The sequence below is a fragment of the Corynebacterium singulare genome (assembly GCF_000833575.1).
Lineage (GTDB): Bacteria > Actinomycetota > Actinomycetes > Mycobacteriales > Mycobacteriaceae > Corynebacterium > Corynebacterium singulare.
Map to the genome: position 1 here is coordinate 567,135 of NZ_CP010827.1, position 16,729 is coordinate 583,863.

At 61.9% G+C, this 16,729-nt stretch carries 17 protein-coding genes; 9 read left to right on the forward strand and 8 right to left on the reverse strand.

The window, feature by feature from the left end:
• Positions 1-4: 4 nt before the first annotated feature.
• The 4 genes from CSING_RS02710 to CSING_RS02725 form a co-directional block, all read right to left on the reverse strand.
• Positions 5-196 carry a FeoA family protein gene (locus CSING_RS02710; RefSeq protein ID WP_236684014.1) on the reverse strand — a complete coding sequence of 64 codons (192 nt, stop codon included), beginning with the start codon at positions 194-196 and terminating at the stop codon, positions 5-7.
• Between the two features lie 177 nt (positions 197-373).
• Positions 374-2,245, reverse strand: a complete 1,872-nt coding sequence (locus CSING_RS02715; RefSeq protein WP_042529489.1) for a pyruvate kinase — start codon at positions 2,243-2,245, stop codon at positions 374-376.
• A 74-nt stretch (positions 2,246-2,319) separates the two neighbouring features.
• Positions 2,320-3,282 (reverse strand): chymotrypsin family serine protease, encoded by a 963-nt coding sequence (locus CSING_RS13990; protein ID WP_042529491.1) that lies wholly within the window; start codon positions 3,280-3,282, stop codon positions 2,320-2,322.
• 90 nt (positions 3,283-3,372) lie between these two features.
• Positions 3,373-3,843, reverse strand: a complete 471-nt coding sequence (locus CSING_RS02725; protein ID WP_042529493.1) for a tRNA (cytidine(34)-2'-O)-methyltransferase — start codon at positions 3,841-3,843, stop codon at positions 3,373-3,375.
• Positions 3,844-3,867: 24 nt separating this feature from the next.
• Between CSING_RS02725 and CSING_RS02730 the strand changes: the two genes are divergently transcribed.
• Positions 3,868-4,722 (forward strand): bifunctional methylenetetrahydrofolate dehydrogenase/methenyltetrahydrofolate cyclohydrolase, encoded by an 855-nt coding sequence (locus CSING_RS02730; RefSeq protein WP_042529495.1) that lies wholly within the window; start codon positions 3,868-3,870, stop codon positions 4,720-4,722.
• A gap of 77 nt (positions 4,723-4,799) precedes the next feature.
• Complete coding sequence (locus tag CSING_RS02735) at positions 4,800-5,114, forward strand: DUF3017 domain-containing protein (RefSeq protein WP_042529497.1); 315 nt, start codon at positions 4,800-4,802, stop codon at positions 5,112-5,114.
• On the opposite strand, the gene metX is transcribed toward CSING_RS02735, so the two are convergent.
• Positions 5,111-6,310, reverse strand: coding sequence for a homoserine O-acetyltransferase MetX (metX, locus tag CSING_RS02740; RefSeq protein WP_407637941.1), 1,200 nt, complete (start codon positions 6,308-6,310; stop codon positions 5,111-5,113). The two genes, CSING_RS02735 and metX, sit on opposite strands and share 4 nt — an antisense overlap.
• Entirely contained in the window at positions 6,258-7,577 is a 1,320-nt protein-coding gene (locus CSING_RS02745; protein WP_042529499.1) for an O-acetylhomoserine/O-acetylserine sulfhydrylase, read from the reverse strand. The genes metX and CSING_RS02745 overlap by 53 nt, the downstream gene beginning before the upstream one ends.
• Positions 7,578-7,888: 311 nt before the next feature.
• Between CSING_RS02745 and CSING_RS13555 the strand changes: the two genes are divergently transcribed.
• The 4 genes from CSING_RS13555 (at position 7,889) to CSING_RS02755 (ending at position 10,331) form a co-directional block, all read left to right on the forward strand.
• The gene (locus CSING_RS13555) at positions 7,889-8,893 is read left to right on the forward strand and encodes a sensor histidine kinase (RefSeq protein ID WP_144403102.1); all 1,005 of its coding nucleotides are present in this window, start codon (positions 7,889-7,891) and stop codon (positions 8,891-8,893) included.
• On the forward strand, positions 8,838-9,515 hold the full coding sequence (locus tag CSING_RS02750) for a response regulator transcription factor (RefSeq protein WP_042529501.1): 678 nt from the start codon (positions 8,838-8,840) through the stop codon (positions 9,513-9,515). Before CSING_RS13555 ends, CSING_RS02750 begins: the two co-directional genes overlap by 56 nt.
• A gap of 211 nt (positions 9,516-9,726) precedes the next feature.
• Positions 9,727-9,897 (forward strand): hypothetical protein, encoded by a 171-nt coding sequence (locus tag CSING_RS13720; protein ID WP_158407794.1) that lies wholly within the window; start codon positions 9,727-9,729, stop codon positions 9,895-9,897.
• Positions 9,891-10,331, forward strand: coding sequence for a hypothetical protein (locus CSING_RS02755; protein ID WP_042529503.1), 441 nt, complete (start codon positions 9,891-9,893; stop codon positions 10,329-10,331). The genes CSING_RS13720 and CSING_RS02755 overlap by 7 nt, the downstream gene beginning before the upstream one ends.
• Positions 10,332-10,337: 6 nt before the next feature.
• Here the strand turns inward: CSING_RS02755 and CSING_RS02760 are convergent, their stop codons facing one another.
• Entirely contained in the window at positions 10,338-10,934 is a 597-nt protein-coding gene (locus CSING_RS02760; RefSeq protein WP_042529505.1) for an MBL fold metallo-hydrolase, read from the reverse strand.
• Complete coding sequence (gene pdxR / locus CSING_RS02765; protein WP_042529507.1) at positions 10,931-12,238, reverse strand: MocR-like pyridoxine biosynthesis transcription factor PdxR; 1,308 nt, start codon at positions 12,236-12,238, stop codon at positions 10,931-10,933. Before pdxR ends, CSING_RS02760 begins: the two co-directional genes overlap by 4 nt.
• 81 nt (positions 12,239-12,319) lie before the next feature.
• Here pdxR and pdxS point away from each other — a divergent pair, with 81 nt between their 5' ends.
• From pdxS to ppc, 3 genes are all read left to right on the forward strand, one after another.
• On the forward strand, positions 12,320-13,222 hold the full coding sequence (gene pdxS / locus CSING_RS02770) for a pyridoxal 5'-phosphate synthase lyase subunit PdxS (protein ID WP_042529509.1): 903 nt from the start codon (positions 12,320-12,322) through the stop codon (positions 13,220-13,222).
• On the forward strand, positions 13,216-13,803 hold the full coding sequence (gene pdxT / locus CSING_RS02775) for a pyridoxal 5'-phosphate synthase glutaminase subunit PdxT (protein ID WP_042529511.1): 588 nt from the start codon (positions 13,216-13,218) through the stop codon (positions 13,801-13,803). Before pdxS ends, pdxT begins: the two co-directional genes overlap by 7 nt.
• A gap of 72 nt (positions 13,804-13,875) precedes the next feature.
• A complete protein-coding gene (ppc, locus tag CSING_RS02780) occupies positions 13,876-16,572 on the forward strand; it encodes a phosphoenolpyruvate carboxylase (protein ID WP_042529513.1) in 2,697 nt (898 codons plus the stop codon).
• Positions 16,573-16,729 lie beyond the last annotated feature (157 nt).

A 16,729-nucleotide genomic window follows, 5' to 3' on the forward strand; every position in this document is an offset into this window, starting at 1 on the left:
TAAGCTAGACCTCGATGGCCTTAAGCGTTGCTTTATCGATGGCGTAGCGGCAGTTGCCCACCGATACAACGCGCGCACCGCCGGCCACGCGTGGGCCCATGGTCAGCGTGGCGCCGGGACGGATGCCCAGCTCTCCCAAGCGCACTGCCAAGGCGGCATCGCAGGTGCAGGAAATGCATTCGCTACCCAAGGTCACGGAACATCCCATGGGGATGGCGTCGGCAGTCTGCCGTGGGCACCCAGACAACATATCGGTCGGCCTTCTTCCTATCGTGCGTTCCAATATAGGTTACCCTAAGTAAAGAAGAAATTACCTACTTCTGACGTGCACTTTTTAGGTGATCCTCACCACGTGACGCAGTCGCGTCACGTGTTAGCCGTTCGGTTGCGTCCAGCTGCCCACCTTCCGCAGCATCTGGCGGTTCTTCAGGCGCGAGCGGCCGAGCTTGCGCGACATCCGGTCAAGAATTTGGATGGCCTCCGTAATATGCGGGCCCTTGTTGAGCATGACGCACTCGGCGCGTAGTGCATAGCCGGCGTCGGTAATCTCCGCGCGCGAGGGCAGGCCGGTCTTCGCCAGTGTCTCGAGCACCTGCGTGGCCATGATCACCGGAATGTGCGCAGCCTCAGCCACCTTCATAATGCGGCCTGGCACCTGCACCATGCGCTCAAAGCCCAGCTCCACGGCGAGGTCGCCGCGCGCAATCATGATGCCGAACTTCTCGTGGCGCATGCCCTCCAGCAGCACAGTACCCAGCTGTTCATATGCGGGCACCGTCTCGATCTTGAGCACGACGCCCAGGTTGCGCACGCGTTGCGCCATGTCCTCGGACTCCTGTGCGGCGGCGATGTCGTCGAGGGTGTCGTAGAGGAAGGAAACGTCAGCAGGTGTGCGGATGAAGGACACCGCTGCGATGTCGCAGTGCGTGGCGACGAAACGCAGCGCCGCAATGTCCTCCTCGGTGAGGCTGGGCAGCGGGATGTCGGTCTCCGGAAGGTTGATGCCCTTATACGCTGCCAGGTTGGTGCCGTTAGGCCCAGCGTGCTCAATAGCAATGACGGCCTCGCGGTCCTCGCCCTGAGTGCGGATTTCGGTAACGCGGCCCGAAATGGCGCCGTCATCGAAAATCACGGCATGCCCCACCTCGAGCGCGGTGACGACCTCCGGGATGGTGCAGCCAATCGTTGTCACTTCGCCTTCCGCAATCCGCGCCGGCTCCTGCGAGGTGCTTAGCACCAGTTCATCGCCGCGGTGGAGGCGAATTTTCTGCTCTAGTGCGGGAACCCCGCGCACCTGTGTCGTCTCGGCACCGTGGCTGAGCACCGTACCCTCCGCTAGGTAGCAATTGCGCTCGCCGCGCAGCACCGCCACGTCCTCCTCTACAGACTCCACGGTGAAGGACCGCGAACGGCCGCGAGCCTCGGTAAAACGCACCTCGCTGCCCGGTTCCAGATCGGTCAGCCACGCGCCGTCAACCTCTACGGCGATGGCCGGGCGAGCCACGCTTGCCGACGCCCCCTTCGCCACCTCCTGGGCTTTCTCGGCCTGGGGGACGTCGTAAAGCACCAGCGTCGGCGGGGATAACAATTCACCCGCCGCGGAGCGCTCGCCGCGCACCCGAACCACTCGCGGCCCCGGCTCGATGGCGCCGGTGCGCACCTTGGGGCCGGCAATATCGCAGGAAATGAGAATCTCGCGACCCACCTCCGCGGCGGCGCGGTGGACGTGCTCGACCATCTTCTCCCAGGCGGCCTCACCGTCGTGGGCACAGTTGATGCGGGCCAGCTCCATGCCCGCGCGGGCAAACCCCAGAACAAGGTCGTAATCCTCGGCGGCTTCGGACGGAAGAGTCACCATGATGCGGGCATGGGTGCCCTCCTGTGTCGGGCCGAGGAGCGCCTCGGTGTTCGCGTCGAGGATGTCGTCAGCATCCGCATAGGCGGTGGCGATGGCCTGCATGGGGTAGGTCGGAGCCTGGCCGTCGAAAGCATCGAGCACGTTGCGCGCCGCATGCAGGCGCTCCAGCACCGCCGGCTCCGGGTGGCTCAGGCTCGTCGCGCCCAGCGCACTGAGGCCTTCTTGGACCTCCACCGCATCCTGGGAACGCAGTGCCATATAGCGCACCAAGTTGACCGCGCCGGGGCGGTGATTGGGCGCAACCTTGGCAATAGGTTCGGTGTATTCGGCGGTGGCCTTCTCGACGCGGTCAATCAGGGCATCAAGACGCGGGCGCAAACTCGACATGGTGGGCTCCTTCCTGGTGGATATCACCCTTATTGTGCCGCTACTTACTAGATCGCGCCACGGAAGCGCTAGAGCTATCCGTGGATGGTCAGCCCCCAGTGATTAATGGCGCTGCCGATCTCCATGGCACCGAGAAGAGTCTTGTTGCTATCGGAGACGTTGGAACTGACTCCTAGCGCCCACACTCCGGAGTCATCCACCGCAAAGATCGCGCCGCCCGAATCGCCGCGATCAGAGATATTTCGAAAGTAGAAAAGGCCGCCGTTGCCAATACTTTCAAACTCACCGCACGAGTACCCGGTCGTTGCACCGAGCCGACAAATGATCATGTTTCTTTGCTGTGCTTCCTGCGGTGTGATCCATCCCTGCATGGGCAGATCGAGCGGGAGGGTAGATCTATAGCGGGCGTCGCCCGTAATTTCGATGAGGCCGATATCAGTGCCGTAGATGCCTCCGTCGGCAGACTCTTGAAGGTAAGACTCGACCATCTCTCCCACGTAAGACCAATTGTTCTGTGCATCGCTCACATAAAACTGGTCCCCGAGATCACCGCAATGGCCTGCGGTAATGATGAATAAGCGCTCTCCCTTGGAAGCGAGAAAACCTGTTGAGCACGTGCCATTTCTGGTCTCGTTGACAATTCTTCCGCCAGGGACGATTCCACCTGGCTGTTTTAGCCATTCCCAGTCAACAGAGTTGTGATAGTAGATGCCTCGGTTGTCGTCGCGCCCCCTTTGGCCGGAAGCATCGTTTCCTGGGTCGATTACGGACCGCCTCACTGGCGGCTCAGCTGAGTTTTGCTGCTGGCGATTCGTTGAAGTGCTGGCCGAAGTTATATTTTTCAACGTCGCAGTAGGCGTTGTGGGGGCAGCGAGAATCTCCGAAATTTCGGCCCCAACCGAGTTTTCAGTGGTGGTTTGGGAGTCAGATGCGGACCCGGCATCGGTGTTAGAACAACTAGTAAGCAGTACCGCGGCGCTGAGGGCCGCGAGAAGACGGTTGCGGCCCAGAGAAGCAGTGGTGGTGTGGAGAGCCATACAGACACTTTCGGTAGCGAGGACAGGATACAAGCAGGCTGTTCACAGCTAATGGCAGTGTACGGCACGCTCCATGTTCCTTGCGACCGTTTAGATCGCGCCACGGAAGCCGAGCTGCCGCCAGGCCTCGTACACGGCTGTCGACGCCGCGTTGGACAAATTCATCGAGCGCCGCGCCGGCATCATGGGAATGCGCACCCGTTCAGTCACGCGCGGGTGGAAGGCGTGTTCCTCCGGCAGTCCGGTCGGTTCGGTGCCGAAGAGGAGGACGTCACCCTCCTGGTATTCGACGTCCGTGAACCACTTATCCGTGTGGGTGGTGAAGGCGAAGACCCGCGCGCCGGGGAGGGCCTCCATGCAGGTGTCGAAATCTTTGTGGATCTTGAGATCTGCCAGGTCGTGGTAGTCCAGGCCGGCGCGCTTGAGGTGCTTGTCCTCGAAGTTGAAGCCGAGTGGCTCGATGAGGTGCAGGCTCGCGCCCGTGACGGCGGCGGTGCGGATGGCGTTGCCGGTGTTGGTGGGGATCACGGGGTTGTCGAAGACGATGTGCAGGCTGCTCATAGGCATCAGTCTAGGATGGTGGGCATGAGCGCTACCAAACTAGATGGCAACCTGTACCGCGACGAGATTTTTGAGGACCTGGCCCAGCGCGTGGCCGCCCTCAAGGAGAAGGGGATCACCCCGGGCCTGGCTACGGTCCTGGTGGGTGATGACCCGGGCTCGCATTCTTACGTGAAGATGAAGCACCGCGACTGTGAGAAGCTCGGCATCAACTCGATTCGCAAGGACTTGCCTGCCGACGTTACCCAGGAGGAACTCGAGCGCGTCATCAAGGAACTCAATAATGACGACGCCTGCACTGGCTACATCGTTCAGTTGCCGCTGCCGAAGCACTTGGATGAAAACCGCGTGCTGGAGCTTATCGACCCAGCTAAGGACGCCGACGGCCTGCACCCGATTAACCTGGGCAAGCTGGTGCTCAACGAGGACGCCCCGCTGCCGTGCACCCCGAACGGTTGCATCCACCTTCTGCGTCGCTTCGGTGTGGAGCTGGATGGAGCGAAAGTCGTGGTTATCGGCCGCGGTGTGACCGTGGGCCGCCCGATTGGCCTCATGCTCACCCGCCGCAGCGAGAATTCCACGGTGACGCTGTGTCACACCGGCACCAAGGACCTTGTTTCGGAGACCCGTGCGGCCGACGTCATCATCGCTGCCGCCGGCAAGGCATACATGCTCACCGCCGATATGGTTAAGGAAGGCGCCGCGGTTCTCGACGTCGGCGTCTCCCGCGTCGACGGCAAGCTCGCCGGTGACGTGGCTGAGGACGTGTGGGAGAAGGCCGGCTTCGTCTCCCCGAACCCGGGTGGTGTAGGCCCGTTGACGCGCGCGTTCCTGGTGAGCAACATCGTTGAGCGCGCCGAGAAGCTGGCAGCTCAGTAGCTAGCAGCAGTTCCATGCCCACGCAGAGCCCCCGGGAGCGTCCGCAGATAGCGCCAGCAGCACCGGCTAAGCCGCCGGTGTCGTTGGCGAACCCACATGACGCGCACCTGAAGCCCTCGCCGCTGCCGCCGGCGGTGCAGTGGGTAGCCATCGGGCTGTTCGTGGCGGCGGTGGCGGTATCGGGTGTTTATGCGATTTCCGAGCACTGGCGGCGCGCCACCATGCTGCTGGGAGGGGCACTGATGTGGCTCACCGTGGTGCGCCTGACCTGTGATTCCTCGCGGGTCGGCGTGCTGGCGGTGCGCTCGCGGCGCTTCGACGCCTGTTTCACCGGCATCCTCGGCGCGGCGATGGCGTTTATGGCCTTTTCCATCGACGCGCTCGGCTCCTAGATGTAGTACTCATCTCCCACGTATGCGGGGCCGACGTCGAGGCCGTCCGGCGCCGAGAGCAAGAGGAAGTTGCGGAGGATGCGGTTCATCTGCCGGGTCTCGGTGAGGAAGGCATCGTGGCCGACGGGGGAGACAATCTTGGCCATGGCCAGTAACTGATTGACGTTGCGGGAGATGTGCTCCTGCTGGTGATAGGGATACAGGATGTCCGTGTCCACGCCCACGACCATTGTCGGCACCTGCGAGGCGGCCAGCGCCTTGATAAGCCCGCCACGTCCGCGGCCGACGTCGTGACGGTTGAGGGCCTCGGTAAGCACGACGTAGGAACCGGCATCGAAACGATCAGTAAGCCTGCCGCCCTGGTAGTCCAGGTAGGAGTTCACCGCGAAGCGCTGGTTGAGTCGGCGGTACGGACCCAAGGGGTTTTCGCCCTGCTGCGGTGAGGCACCAAAACGTTCGTCGATTTCCTGCTCGCCGCGGTACGTCAGGTGCGCGATGCGGCGCGCAGCGGCCAGCCCATCGCGTGGGGTCTTATCCGTGCGGTAGTAATTGCCGCCGTGCCAGAACGGATCGCGCTCAATCGCGGAAATCTGGGCGGTCTGAATGCCGATCTGCCAGCCCGACGCTCGGGCTGAGACCGCAATCACGCACACCGCTGACACGCTCTCCGGGTGCATGAGGCTCCACTCCAGCGTGCGAGCCCCTCCCATCGAGCCGCCTAGCACGGCATGGACGCGCGAGATGCCCAGCTCCTTCAAGCAGGCGTGTTCCGCCTCAACCAAATCCCTGATGGACAACGCGGGGAAGCGTCCGCCCCACGGCTCGCCATCCGGGTGCAGGCTGCTTGGACCCGTGGAGCCATTGCAACCGCCCAGGGCGTTGGTAGCGATAACGCACCACCGCGTGGTGTCCAGGGCCTTGCCGGGGCCGACCAGGTCAGACCACCACTCCGCCACGTTGGAGTCTCCGGTGAGGGCATGTTCCACCAGCAGCACGTTGTTAACCCCGTCGGGGTCGCCGGCGAAGGCGCCCCAGCGTTGGTAGGCCAGGGAGGCGTCGGCAAGCACGGCGCCCGCCTCGGTGGTGAAATCTCCGATGGGGACCTGGGCCAGCTCGCCCTCGGGCGCGAGTTCGGGAACGGTGCTAGCCAATGGCCTGGAACCCGCGCTCGAGGTCAGCAATGATGTCCTGGACATCCTCGATGCCCACGGACAAACGCACCGTGGCCTGGGTAATGCCCGCAGCCTTCAGCGCTGCCTCGTCGGACTGGGAGTGCGTCGTGGTGGCCGGGTGCACCACGAGGGAACGCGTGTCACCGATGTTGGCCAGGTTGGAGTGCAGCTTCAGGGCGTCGATAAACGCCCAGGCCTCCTCACGGCCGCCGTCGATGTCGAAGGAGAGTACGGAACCGGTGTAGGCATAACCCAGCTTCTCCTTGGTGGCCTTGTACGGCGAGGAATCCAGGCCCGCGTAGTTGACCTTCGTGACTTTGGCGTGGCCCTCCAGGTACTCAGCCACGGCCTGGGCGTTGGCATTGTGCTTATCGACGCGCAACTGCAACGTCTCAATACCATTCAACGTCAGCCAGGCATTAAACGGGGAAATAGCGGCACCCGTATCGCGCAGCAGACCCGCGCGCGCCTTGACGGCGAAGGCCGGTGCGCCGAGGTCGGCGTACTTGAGGCCGTGGTAGGCCTCGTCCGGGGTGACGAAGTAGGGGAAGATGGGTTCGCCGTCGCGTTCGACGGTCCAGTCGAAGGAGCCGCCGTCAATAATCGCGCCGCCGATGGCGGAACCATTGCCGGTGTAGAACTTCGTGGTGGAGACCACGACGATGTCCGCGCCCAGCTCCAGCGGGCGGGCCAGGGCGCCGGTGGCGATGGTGTTGTCCACGATGAGCGGAATCTGGTTTGCGTGGGCGACCTCGGCGATGGCCGGGATATCGAGGACGTCAGCGACCGGGTTGCCAAAGGTCTCGCCGTAGAAGGCTTTGGTGTTCGGCTGGACGGCGTCCAGCCACGAGGCCGGGTCATCCGGGTTCTCCACAAGGGTGACGTCGATGCCGAGGCGCTTGAGAGTGACGGTGAGTAGGGTAGAGGTTCCGCCGTAGAGGCGCGGGGAGGTAACAATGTGGTCGCCCGCGGAGGCCAGATTAAAAATGGCGGCGGTCTCGGCGGCCTGGCCGGAAGCAAAAGCTACGGCGGCAACACCGCCCTCCAGCGATGCCAGGCGGGCCTCCAAGGCATCCTGCGTGGGGTTGGTCAGGCGGGTATAAATCGGTCCGGCATCCGAGAGGTTGAAGCGGTTGGCGGCGTGCTCGGCATCGTTGAAGACGTACGACGTGGTCTGGTAAATCGGCACGTTGCGTGCGTTGGTGGAGCCGTCCAGGTTCTGGCCAGCGTGGAGGGCGCGCGTGGCAAAAGACCACTCGCTTACTGCGGAATTATCGTACTTAGTGCTCATGCTTGGCAACGGTAGACCAAGCGGTTCAGAACTGTAAGTGGCCTACCGGAAAATGCAGGCGAGCGGCGGAATAAAAATAGACCGAGCGGTTGGTTGATGATCGTCTCATCGTGTTCGAAGCTCCCCAACGGAGTTTATAGATCTTTTCCAGTTTCGTGGTCGGATAAGCACGTAGGCGATAAAATCTAGAAAACCGGAGGAGCGTCTTTATGGTGTCTACTGTTGATCGCGGAGTGTTGCTGATACATAGGTTCGTGGTCGGCTTGGCAGTCATAGTGTCCTGCGGGGCGGCGCTTGCCGAGTGGAGTGCCATGAGTCTTCTTTGGCTGCTGCTGGCCTTGGGGATGGCTATCTCTAGTATTCGTCCACGAGTTTCCATAGCGATTGTTTTTGCTCTGTTTCTTATCCTTAACGCTCAAGGACTCAATGGATACGCGTTGAACGCGGTCAGTACATTGTTCATTTGTTGCTTAGCTGTTCTCGGTTTTGTGCGAACGGGGCTTGTAGGAATCTTTCTCGTTGGATATGTTCCGCTGGTGTTTGTTCTTTTTCCTTCCTGGGCAGAACCAGGAGAACCATTTTCTACGTCCCTTTTTGCGGCGTCAACAACAGTGATGGGAATTGCTGGGCTCTTATGGGTACTAGGATTTGGCTTGCACGCAACGGTGAAACGAAGCACCGATGTCCGGCGTGAACAAGAGGAATCACTGCGGGAGTACTTGCATGACAATGTGGGTAATCCATTAAGCATTGCCACGTTGGGTGCGCATTTGGCGGCAGCTCAGCATGGTGATTCGGGGCAGTTAAATCTTGTTATGCAGGAAGTTCAACGGGCTGCTGAGGCATTATCACATGTCGCAAGCCAAGCGGGGAAAGGCCGTAGACGCACTGTTCGAGGCGCGGCGATGGAATGGGCTGACAAGATGCAAGCATGTGGATTGTCCCCGTCAGTGTCGGTGGAGAGTAGCGCGGGAATTTCTGAAGTGCACAAAGCAGTTCTTCTCAGAGCAATGGATGAGCTGTGCTCTAACGTGATAAGGAATTCCGAAAAGGGAGCCGTAGTTTCACTCAGGCTTGAATCGAATCGGTCGACCCATGCTTTAACTGTCTCTAACGAGCTTTCATCATTGGGGCACCCTGCGGGTGTCAGTGGGATGGGAATTGGCTTAGACAATCTCGAGAAGGTTGTACGCGCGCACGGCGGAACAATGGTAGTGAAGAGGGAAGCACATCAATGGGTCAGTGAGATCCGGCTTGAACATGAAGAAAGCGGTGAAATCGGGTATGGGAATATCACTGCTTATCGTGGAGGATGAAAAGAAGTTCGCTGCGCTTCTCCAGTCGATTTTTGGGAACCACCCCGATATTTCACATGTAGAGACTGTCCATGATGCCGAGACTGCCGCCGAAAAGCTGAGGGAGTCAACCTACGACGTTGTGCTTACAGATTTTCGCCTTCCAGGGGCTGATGGCTTTGAATTGATGTGCTCTCAAGACGGGGGCGAGAAGGCGCCTCCGTTCGTCGTAATGACCTCCTTTGACACCGATGAAGCGCTGCTTGAGAGCTATTCACTTGGGGCAATGGGATATGTTCCCAAGACGGCTGGCCCCGAAGCTTTCGTTTCTAGCGTTGTCAATGCGGCTGTGGGTAAAAAGACCATCGAGGCCGATGTGGCACAGCGGATTCTCGCGAACAGTTTTGGCTCACCGAGAGTGCAACATACTCAAAAAATGGTTCGACGATTAAAAACCGAAGATCAGAGGGTTCTACGCCTGCTGGTAGAGGGGCACTCAAACTCCGAAATTGCTCATCAGCTCCACTACGCGGAATCAACGATTAAACAAAAGGTGCGCTTGCTGTTCGATCACTTTGGTGTGACCTCGAGAACGAAACTTATTGCCCGTCTCCAAGGCGTCCCTCTTGGACTATTGCGCTGAGAGGGGGGAGACTCGTGGTCCCGAAGCGGCAGTGGGTGGGACCCTTGTTCTGATTCAGGGCCTTTTCCTATTTTTCTTCCTCCGGCGGAGGTAATCAAGACCTTCTGCCGAATTGCCTACTTTCGTCGGTGAAAGGACGAAAACTCTTGCAGGGAGTTAATGGCGCCACAGATACTGCGCCTGTCAGTTATCGAAAGAAGGGAATCCTGAAATGAAGAAGCTTGCCTTGGGCGCTGTCGTGTTTAGTGGGGTGATCGCCATGCAGCAGTTAGTCGCAGTTGCGCAGGAGCGACCTCACGAAGTTTCCGTTGAGCAGCTGCTGCAGATTAATGGCAATGGGTACGAGTCCAATTCTGAATACGAAGGAGTGCGACAATGTTAGGTCTGCTTTTTGGAGTTTTGCCACTATGCGCTGTAATCGGGCTGACATGGTTCGTTGTGGCTAATTCAAAGGACTTTGTGCTCCGACTCCCCTGGATTGGAGTCTTAGTAGGACTAGGGATTGCCTTGTGGATTGTATTTGCTCCCGAATCCGTGAGTGGTTCTTGGTGGGAATACCTGGTGCCGCTTTTCCTTGTGATGATTGCAGCTTTGGTGGGCGCAGTACGTCGTCCTTCTTTTGCGCATTCGATGGTCGAGACCTGCGTGGCTTCGGCCGTGGTTGTAGCAGGGCTCGTCATTTATTCGCTGGCTGACAAAGGTGATGGAACCGGATTGGACGCGGTGGCCTTTGTTCTTTATTGGTTTGCTATTTACCTACCAGGCACCTTGGTCGGTACCCTTCTCGGAGGGCTTGCCAGCCGTAGGCGAGACTAATCGCGATTACACCAGAATAAGCTCGCCCAGCGCGGGGCGCTGGTAGCCGGTCACACCTGCGCGTTGCAGCATCCCATCGGTCACGTGCTTGCCGACGTCCGACAACACCGCATCATGAATGGGCACCGTCAGCCGCGCGCCGATGCGCATGGCATAGTCCGCAGCGTCCGCGCCACGCACCCACGGTCCGGCGATGGGAAGGAGGAGGACGTCGACGTCGTCGGCATCAATCCACTGGTCTCCGGGGTGGAGCACCCCGCCGAAGAAGTAGCTTAGGTTTTCAGGACGTGGGATATTCGGGTGGATCTCCTCGTGGAGGCCGCCGAGTGCCTGAATCTCGAGGCCCAAGACCGTGAATTTCTCGCCAACATGCACCGCGGTGCCGGCGCCGAGGGCGTCGATAGCCTCCTGCGTTCCCCACACCGGCAGGCCCGTGGCGCGCACGGCATCGGCGTCGAGGTGGTCGCCGTGTGCGTGAGTGAGCAGCACCGCGCCGGTGCCCTCGAGGCAGCTCAAATCGGAGAAGGGGCCCGGGTCGATGACAATGCGGCCCTTGGGTGCTTCGACGGCGACTGTGGACTGTCCATGCAGAGAAAGCTTCATGACTCCCACGCTAGCGCTTTGTTCACCAACTCGAGTGCGGCGGCGAGTTCGACGTCGCTTAAGTGGCCGAAACCCAAGACCACGCCCTCTTCGGCGGTGGTTCCGCCCCAGTAATCACTGAGCGGGGTGAGCGTGAGTCCCAGCTTGGCGGCGCGGTCGACTACTGCGTTATCGCACAGCAGGACGGCATGGAGACCGCCGTGGATGGGCAGTAGCGTGGCGGGGGAATCAGCAAGCGCCGCTTGTACGAGGTCGCGGCGGCGCTTGTACGCGCGGCGCATTCGTCCGGTATGGCGCCGCAAAGCGCCACTGGCCAGGTAATTCGCCAGCGCCGCCTGCGGAATGGCGCCGACGGGCTGGCCGAAAACCTCCCGCACCCTCTCAACTGCCGAGCGCAAGCTCGGTGGTACGACGAGGTAGCCGCAGGCAATAGACGGCGAAATCACCGAAGAAAACGTACCTAGCAAGACGGTGTGCTCCGGTGCCATCGCCGCCAGCGCGGGAAGCGGCTGGCCCACATACCGCAGCTCAGAGTCGAAGTCATCCTCGATAATGAGCACGTCATTGGCTCGCGCCCATTCCACGAGCTCACCGCGGCGTGCGGCCGGCAGGGAACCGCCGTAGGGGTGCTGGTGGGAAGGCGTAACGATGAGAACGTCGAGGTCAACGGTCGGGACGGTGACGCCGTGCGCGTCGGTGGGGACGTCGACAAGCGTATGCCCCAGGGCCTGGGGGACGCGGCGCAAGCTGGGATAACCCGGCGACTCCACGCCCACGCGGAGGCCCGCGCCCAACGCACGCAGCAGCAGCGACAGGCCGTCGCGGGCGCCGGCGGTCACCACCACGTAGGCCGGATCGACGGTGAGCCCGCGCATGTGGCGCAGGTGCGCGGCCACTTCGCGGGGGAGATCGCCGGAGGGGTCCACTGCGGCCTTGCGCCAGGCCGCCCTCCATTCGGGGGTGAGTATTCCGGCGGTATCGGGAAGCCCCGGCGTGAGCTCGACGCGCGGCGGCGTCGGCCGCGGTGCGGGTGCAGGATGAGGTTGCGGCGCGCGGGCATGAGGCAGGTGCGGGTTGATAATAGTGCCCGATCCAACCTCCGCGGTCAGGTAGCCCTCCGCGGTGAGCTGGTCATAGGCGGTGACTACGCTGCCTCGGGAAATCCCCAAATCCCGGGCCAAGGAACGCGTCGACGGAACCTGCTCACCGGGCAGCAGAATTCCGGCGGCGACTTGGGTGCGGAGGGCCTCCGCAATCTGCACTGGGAGCGCGCGCGTATCAGACGGGTCGAGGCGTAGGGACACCCGCCCATCATAAGTGGTCTAATGCAACACTCGGAAAATGGCTCTTGTCTTGGACCAATTTTTGGGGCCATGATGTGAGCTATGACTGAACAGAAGAATGAACAGGGACGCGCCACCACGCGCGTCAAGCGTGGACTGGCTGACATGCTCAAGGGTGGCGTCATCATGGACGTTGTCACCCCGGAGCAGGCACGAATTGCGGAGGACGCGGGTGCGTCCGCCGTTATGGCGCTCGAGCGCGTGCCGGCCGATATCCGCGCCCAAGGTGGTGTGGCTCGTATGTCCGATCCGGAGCTTATCGAGGGCATCGTCGAGGCCGTCGACATCCCGGTCATGGCCAAGGCTCGCATCGGCCACTTCGTGGAGGCGCAGATTCTCGGCGAGCTCGGCGTGGACTTCATCGACGAGTCCGAGGTGCTCAGCCCGGCCGACTACGTCAACCACATCAACAAGTGGGACTTCGACGTGCCGTTCGTGTGCGGTGCCACCAACCTGGGCGAGGCTCTGCGCCGCATCACTGAGGGTGCCGCCATGATTCGTTCCAAGGGTGAGGCCGGTACTGGCGACGTCTCCGAGGCCGTCAAGCACCTGCGCACCATCAAGGCCGAGATCGCGCGCCTGAAGAACCTCGACCGCGATGAGCTCTACGTTGCAGCCAAGGAGCTGCAGGCGCCGTACGACCTCGTTGCTGAGGTTGCGGAGACCGGCAAGCTGCCGGTCGTCCTCTTTGTCGCCGGTGGCGTGGCCACGCCTGCCGACGCCGCCCTCGTCCGCCAGATGGGCGCCGAAGGCGTCTTCGTCGGTTCCGGCATCTTCAAGTCCGGTAATCCGGCAGCGCGCGCGGAGGCCATTGTGAAGGCAGCGACCCTCTACGATCAGCCGGCTGAGCTGGCCAAGATTTCCCGTGGCCTGGGTGAGGCCATGGTGGGCATCAACGTCAACGACGTGCCGGCACCGCACCGCCTGGCTGAGCGCGGATGGTAAAAACAATCGGCGTCCTGGCGCTGCAGGGAGGAGTCGAGGAACACCTGCGTATCCTCGACGAGCTCGGCGTGGCCACGCGCCGGGTGCGCCTGCCCCAGGACCTCGACGGGTTGGATGGGCTTATTCTTCCAGGTGGCGAGTCCAGCGCGATCGACAAGCTGGCGCGCTCCTTCGGCGTGGCGGAGCCACTGCGCCAGACTGAGCTGCCGGTGCTCGCTACGTGTGCGGGGCTCATCTACAGTGCCCGCGAACTGGAGAACCCTGCACCGGGGCAGCAGACGCTTGCGCTTATCGACGTCACCGTGCGCCGCAACGCCTTCGGCAACCAACGTTTCTCCGAGGAGCGCACCGTTCCCGTGACGCTGGGTGGCCAGACGCTCGACGTTGAGGCGAGCTTCATCCGCGCGCCCATCGTTACGCGCGTGGGCGAGGGGGTGGAGGTTATTGCCACCGTGCCGCGGGAAGATGGCGAGGCAGTGGTGGGCGTACAGCAGGGCAACGTTACCGCGCTGAGTTTCCATCCGGAGGAAAACGGCGATTCTCGCCTTCACGCCGCATGGCTGGCTGATTTCGCAATTTAACTATCGTGGAAAAGTGAACTGGGCTACATTGAAGGCTGAACGCTGAACACATCACGCCCAGAAAGGCTCGCCGTGAGCACACCCGCCCCAGAAGTCGTCCGCGAAGATATCCGATTCCTCGGCCGGGTGCTCGGCCGGGTCATCGCCCAGCAGGAAGGCGAGGATGTCTTTGATCTTGTCGAATCGACTCGCCGCATGGCCTTCGACGTCGCTCACGGCGATGCCAAGCCCGAGGACCTCGTCGCCATCTTTCACGACCTCGACATCACCAAGGTCAACCTCGTGGCCCGTGCGTTTAGCTACTTTGCGCTCATCGCGAACCTGGCGGAGGACTTGGATGACGAATCCGTCGATGCGCCCGTCTCGCTGCGCAAGACCTTTGCCAAGCTCAAGGCCGAAGGTGTCGCGCCTGCCGACGCCGCCGCCACCGTCCGCGGCGCTCACGTCGCACCCGTCCTCACCGCGCACCCCACCGAAACCCGCCGCCGCACCGTCTTTGATACCCAGACCCGCATTAAAGACCTGCTCAAAGAATCCCACCGCGGCGGGGACATGGCGGCGATTGAAAAAGAGATGTACCTGCGCATGACGCTGCTGTGGCAGACCGCGCTCATCCGTATCGCGCGCCCGACCTTGGAAGACGAGGTGGATGTCGGCCTGCGCTACTACAAGCTTTCTCTCCTAGACCAGGTCCCTGCGCTTAACCGCGCCATCCGTCATGCCATGCGTGAGACCTTCGGCCAGCAGCTGCCGGATTCCCCGGTCGTGCGCCCCGGTTCCTGGATTGGTGGAGACCATGACGGCAACCCCTATGTCACCGAGCACACCCTCACCTACGCCACCCGCAAGGCTGCGAAGACCATCCTCCGTTACTACGAGGATCAGCTTGGGGAGCTGGAGCGCGAGCTGTCCCTCTCTGATCGCTATTCCTCGAGCTCGAAGGAGCTCGGCGCGCTTGCCGACGCCGCGAATAACAACGACCAATCCCGCGTCGACGAACCCTACCGCCGCGCCATCTACGGCATCCGGCACCGCGTGAAGGAGACGCTCAAGGTGGTGAAGGGGGAGACGTCGGCAAGCGCGTATGCCTCACCGGACGAGCTCACACGTGACCTCGACGTCATTGACCGCTCGCTGCGCCAATTCAACGATGACATCATCGCCGACGACCGCCTCGCGCGCCTGCGCTCCGCGGTAACGACGTTCGGCTTCCACCTGTATTCGCTGGACATGCGCCAGAACTCGGAGTCCTTTGAGAACGTGCTCACGGAGATTTTCGCTGAAGCGAGGATCGTCGATGAGTACCGCGCGCTGGGAGAGGAAGAGAAGGTTGCGCTGTTGGTCAAGGAGCTGCAGACCAATCGCCCGCTGCTCTTCCCGGATGCGGAATTTAGCGCGGACACCGCTAAAGAGCTCGGCTTTTTCCGTGCGGCCGCACGTGCTGTGCGCGACCTGGGGCCGGAGTCGGTGTCGCACTGCATCATCTCTATGACGGGGACGGTCTCCGACATTCTGGAACCGATGGTGCTGCTCAAGGAAGTGGGGCTGAAGCAGGTCGATGTGGTGCCGCTGTTTGAGACCATCGATGACCTCAAGGCCGGCGCCGGCATCCTGGAGAAGTTGTGGGCGGTGCCGGTGTACCGCGAACATCTGCGCTCGCGGGGCGATGTGCAGGAGGTCATGCTGGGCTACTCCGATTCCAACAAGGACGGCGGCTACTTGCAGGCGAACTGGGCGCTATACGACGCCGAACTGGAACTCGTTGACCTGTGCGCGCGCCACGGCGTGGAGCTGCGTCTTGCGCATGGCCGCGGTGGTGCTGTCGGCCGTGGTGGTGGCCCAACCTATGATGCGATTCTGGCGCAGCCCAAAGGTGCGGTGAGCGGCTCGGTGCGCATCACCGAGCAGGGCGAGGTTATCTCGGCTAAGTATGGTGCGCCGGAGACGGCGCGCCGCCACCTTGAGGCTTTCGTTTCCGGTGCGCTGGAAGCCTCGCTTTTGGACACCGAACCTATCGCAGACCCGGAGCGCGCCTACGAGATCATGCGCGAGCTCGCGAGCCTGAGCGGTGCGGCGTACCGCCAGCTTGTCGACGACCCCGGCTTTATCTCCTACTTCACCCAATCCACGCCCCTGCACGAGATTGGCGAGCTCAACCTCGGCTCGCGCCCCACTTCCCGCAAACAGACCACCGCGATTTCGGACTTGCGCGCCATTCCGTGGGTGCTGTCGTGGTCGCAATCCCGTACCAACATTCCGGGCTGGTTCGGCGTGGGCAGCGCGGTGACCTCCTGGGTGGCTCAAGGCGGAAGCGGTGCAGCGGGCAATGCGGCCGGCAACGCGGCGAGCGAGGGCGAGGATGCACGCTGGGAGGAACTGCGCGAGCTCTACCGCACGTGGCCCTTCTTCCGCTCCGTGTTCTCCAACATGGCCCAGGTCATGGCGAAGGCAGAGATGCAGCTGGCGCGCCTGTATGCCAACCTCGTCGATGATAAAGCCACCGCCGACCGCATCTTCGGTCTCATCTCCGAGGAATTCGAGCGCACCCGCGAGGTTTATCTCACGGTCACCGGCAACGCGGACCTGGTTAGTGAGAACCAGCGCCAGGCGCGTTCGCTCAAGCGCCGCTACCCGTACCTGCTGCCGCTTAACGCCGTCCAGCTCGAGCTGCTGCGCCGCTACCGCCGCGGCGATGACCAATTCCTCGTGTCCAAGACCATTCAGGTCACGATGAATGGCCTCGCCACCGCGCTGCGCAACGCCGGCTAACCAAGCCCAACTTGACCCAGCCCAACTTGACTTAGTTCTACTTGATCAAGCCTGGAGTAGGCGTGCTCAGGTCAAACGCGTCCGCTTTCATCACGCGCGCCGATGTCCCCGTCAGGAGAAGGTTCCTGCGGGGGCGTCGGCGTTGAGCGGTGGGAGG

Excerpts from the sequence above, each read along its gene's own strand:
- CSING_RS02715 (WP_042529489.1), bottom strand. The coding sequence starts at position 2,245 with ATGTCGAGTTTGCGCCCGCGTCTTGATGCCCTGATTGACCGCGTCGAG.
- CSING_RS13990 (WP_042529491.1), bottom strand. The coding sequence starts at position 3,282 with ATGGCTCTCCACACCACCACTGCTTCTCTGGGCCGCAACCGTCTTCTC.
- CSING_RS02725 (WP_042529493.1), bottom strand. The coding sequence starts at position 3,843 with ATGAGCAGCCTGCACATCGTCTTCGACAACCCCGTGATCCCCACCAAC.
- CSING_RS02730 (WP_042529495.1), top strand. The coding sequence starts at position 3,868 with ATGAGCGCTACCAAACTAGATGGCAACCTGTACCGCGACGAGATTTTT.
- metX (WP_407637941.1), bottom strand. The coding sequence starts at position 6,310 with ATGTCCAGGACATCATTGCTGACCTCGAGCGCGGGTTCCAGGCCATTG.
- CSING_RS02745 (WP_042529499.1), bottom strand. The coding sequence starts at position 7,577 with ATGAGCACTAAGTACGATAATTCCGCAGTAAGCGAGTGGTCTTTTGCC.
- CSING_RS13555 (WP_144403102.1), top strand. The coding sequence starts at position 7,889 with ATGAGTCTTCTTTGGCTGCTGCTGGCCTTGGGGATGGCTATCTCTAGT.
- CSING_RS02750 (WP_042529501.1), top strand. The coding sequence starts at position 8,838 with ATGAAGAAAGCGGTGAAATCGGGTATGGGAATATCACTGCTTATCGTG.
- CSING_RS13720 (WP_158407794.1), top strand. The coding sequence starts at position 9,727 with ATGAAGAAGCTTGCCTTGGGCGCTGTCGTGTTTAGTGGGGTGATCGCC.
- CSING_RS02755 (WP_042529503.1), top strand. The coding sequence starts at position 9,891 with ATGTTAGGTCTGCTTTTTGGAGTTTTGCCACTATGCGCTGTAATCGGG.
- CSING_RS02760 (WP_042529505.1), bottom strand. The coding sequence starts at position 10,934 with ATGAAGCTTTCTCTGCATGGACAGTCCACAGTCGCCGTCGAAGCACCC.
- pdxS (WP_042529509.1), top strand. The coding sequence starts at position 12,320 with ATGACTGAACAGAAGAATGAACAGGGACGCGCCACCACGCGCGTCAAG.
- pdxT (WP_042529511.1), top strand. The coding sequence starts at position 13,216 with ATGGTAAAAACAATCGGCGTCCTGGCGCTGCAGGGAGGAGTCGAGGAA.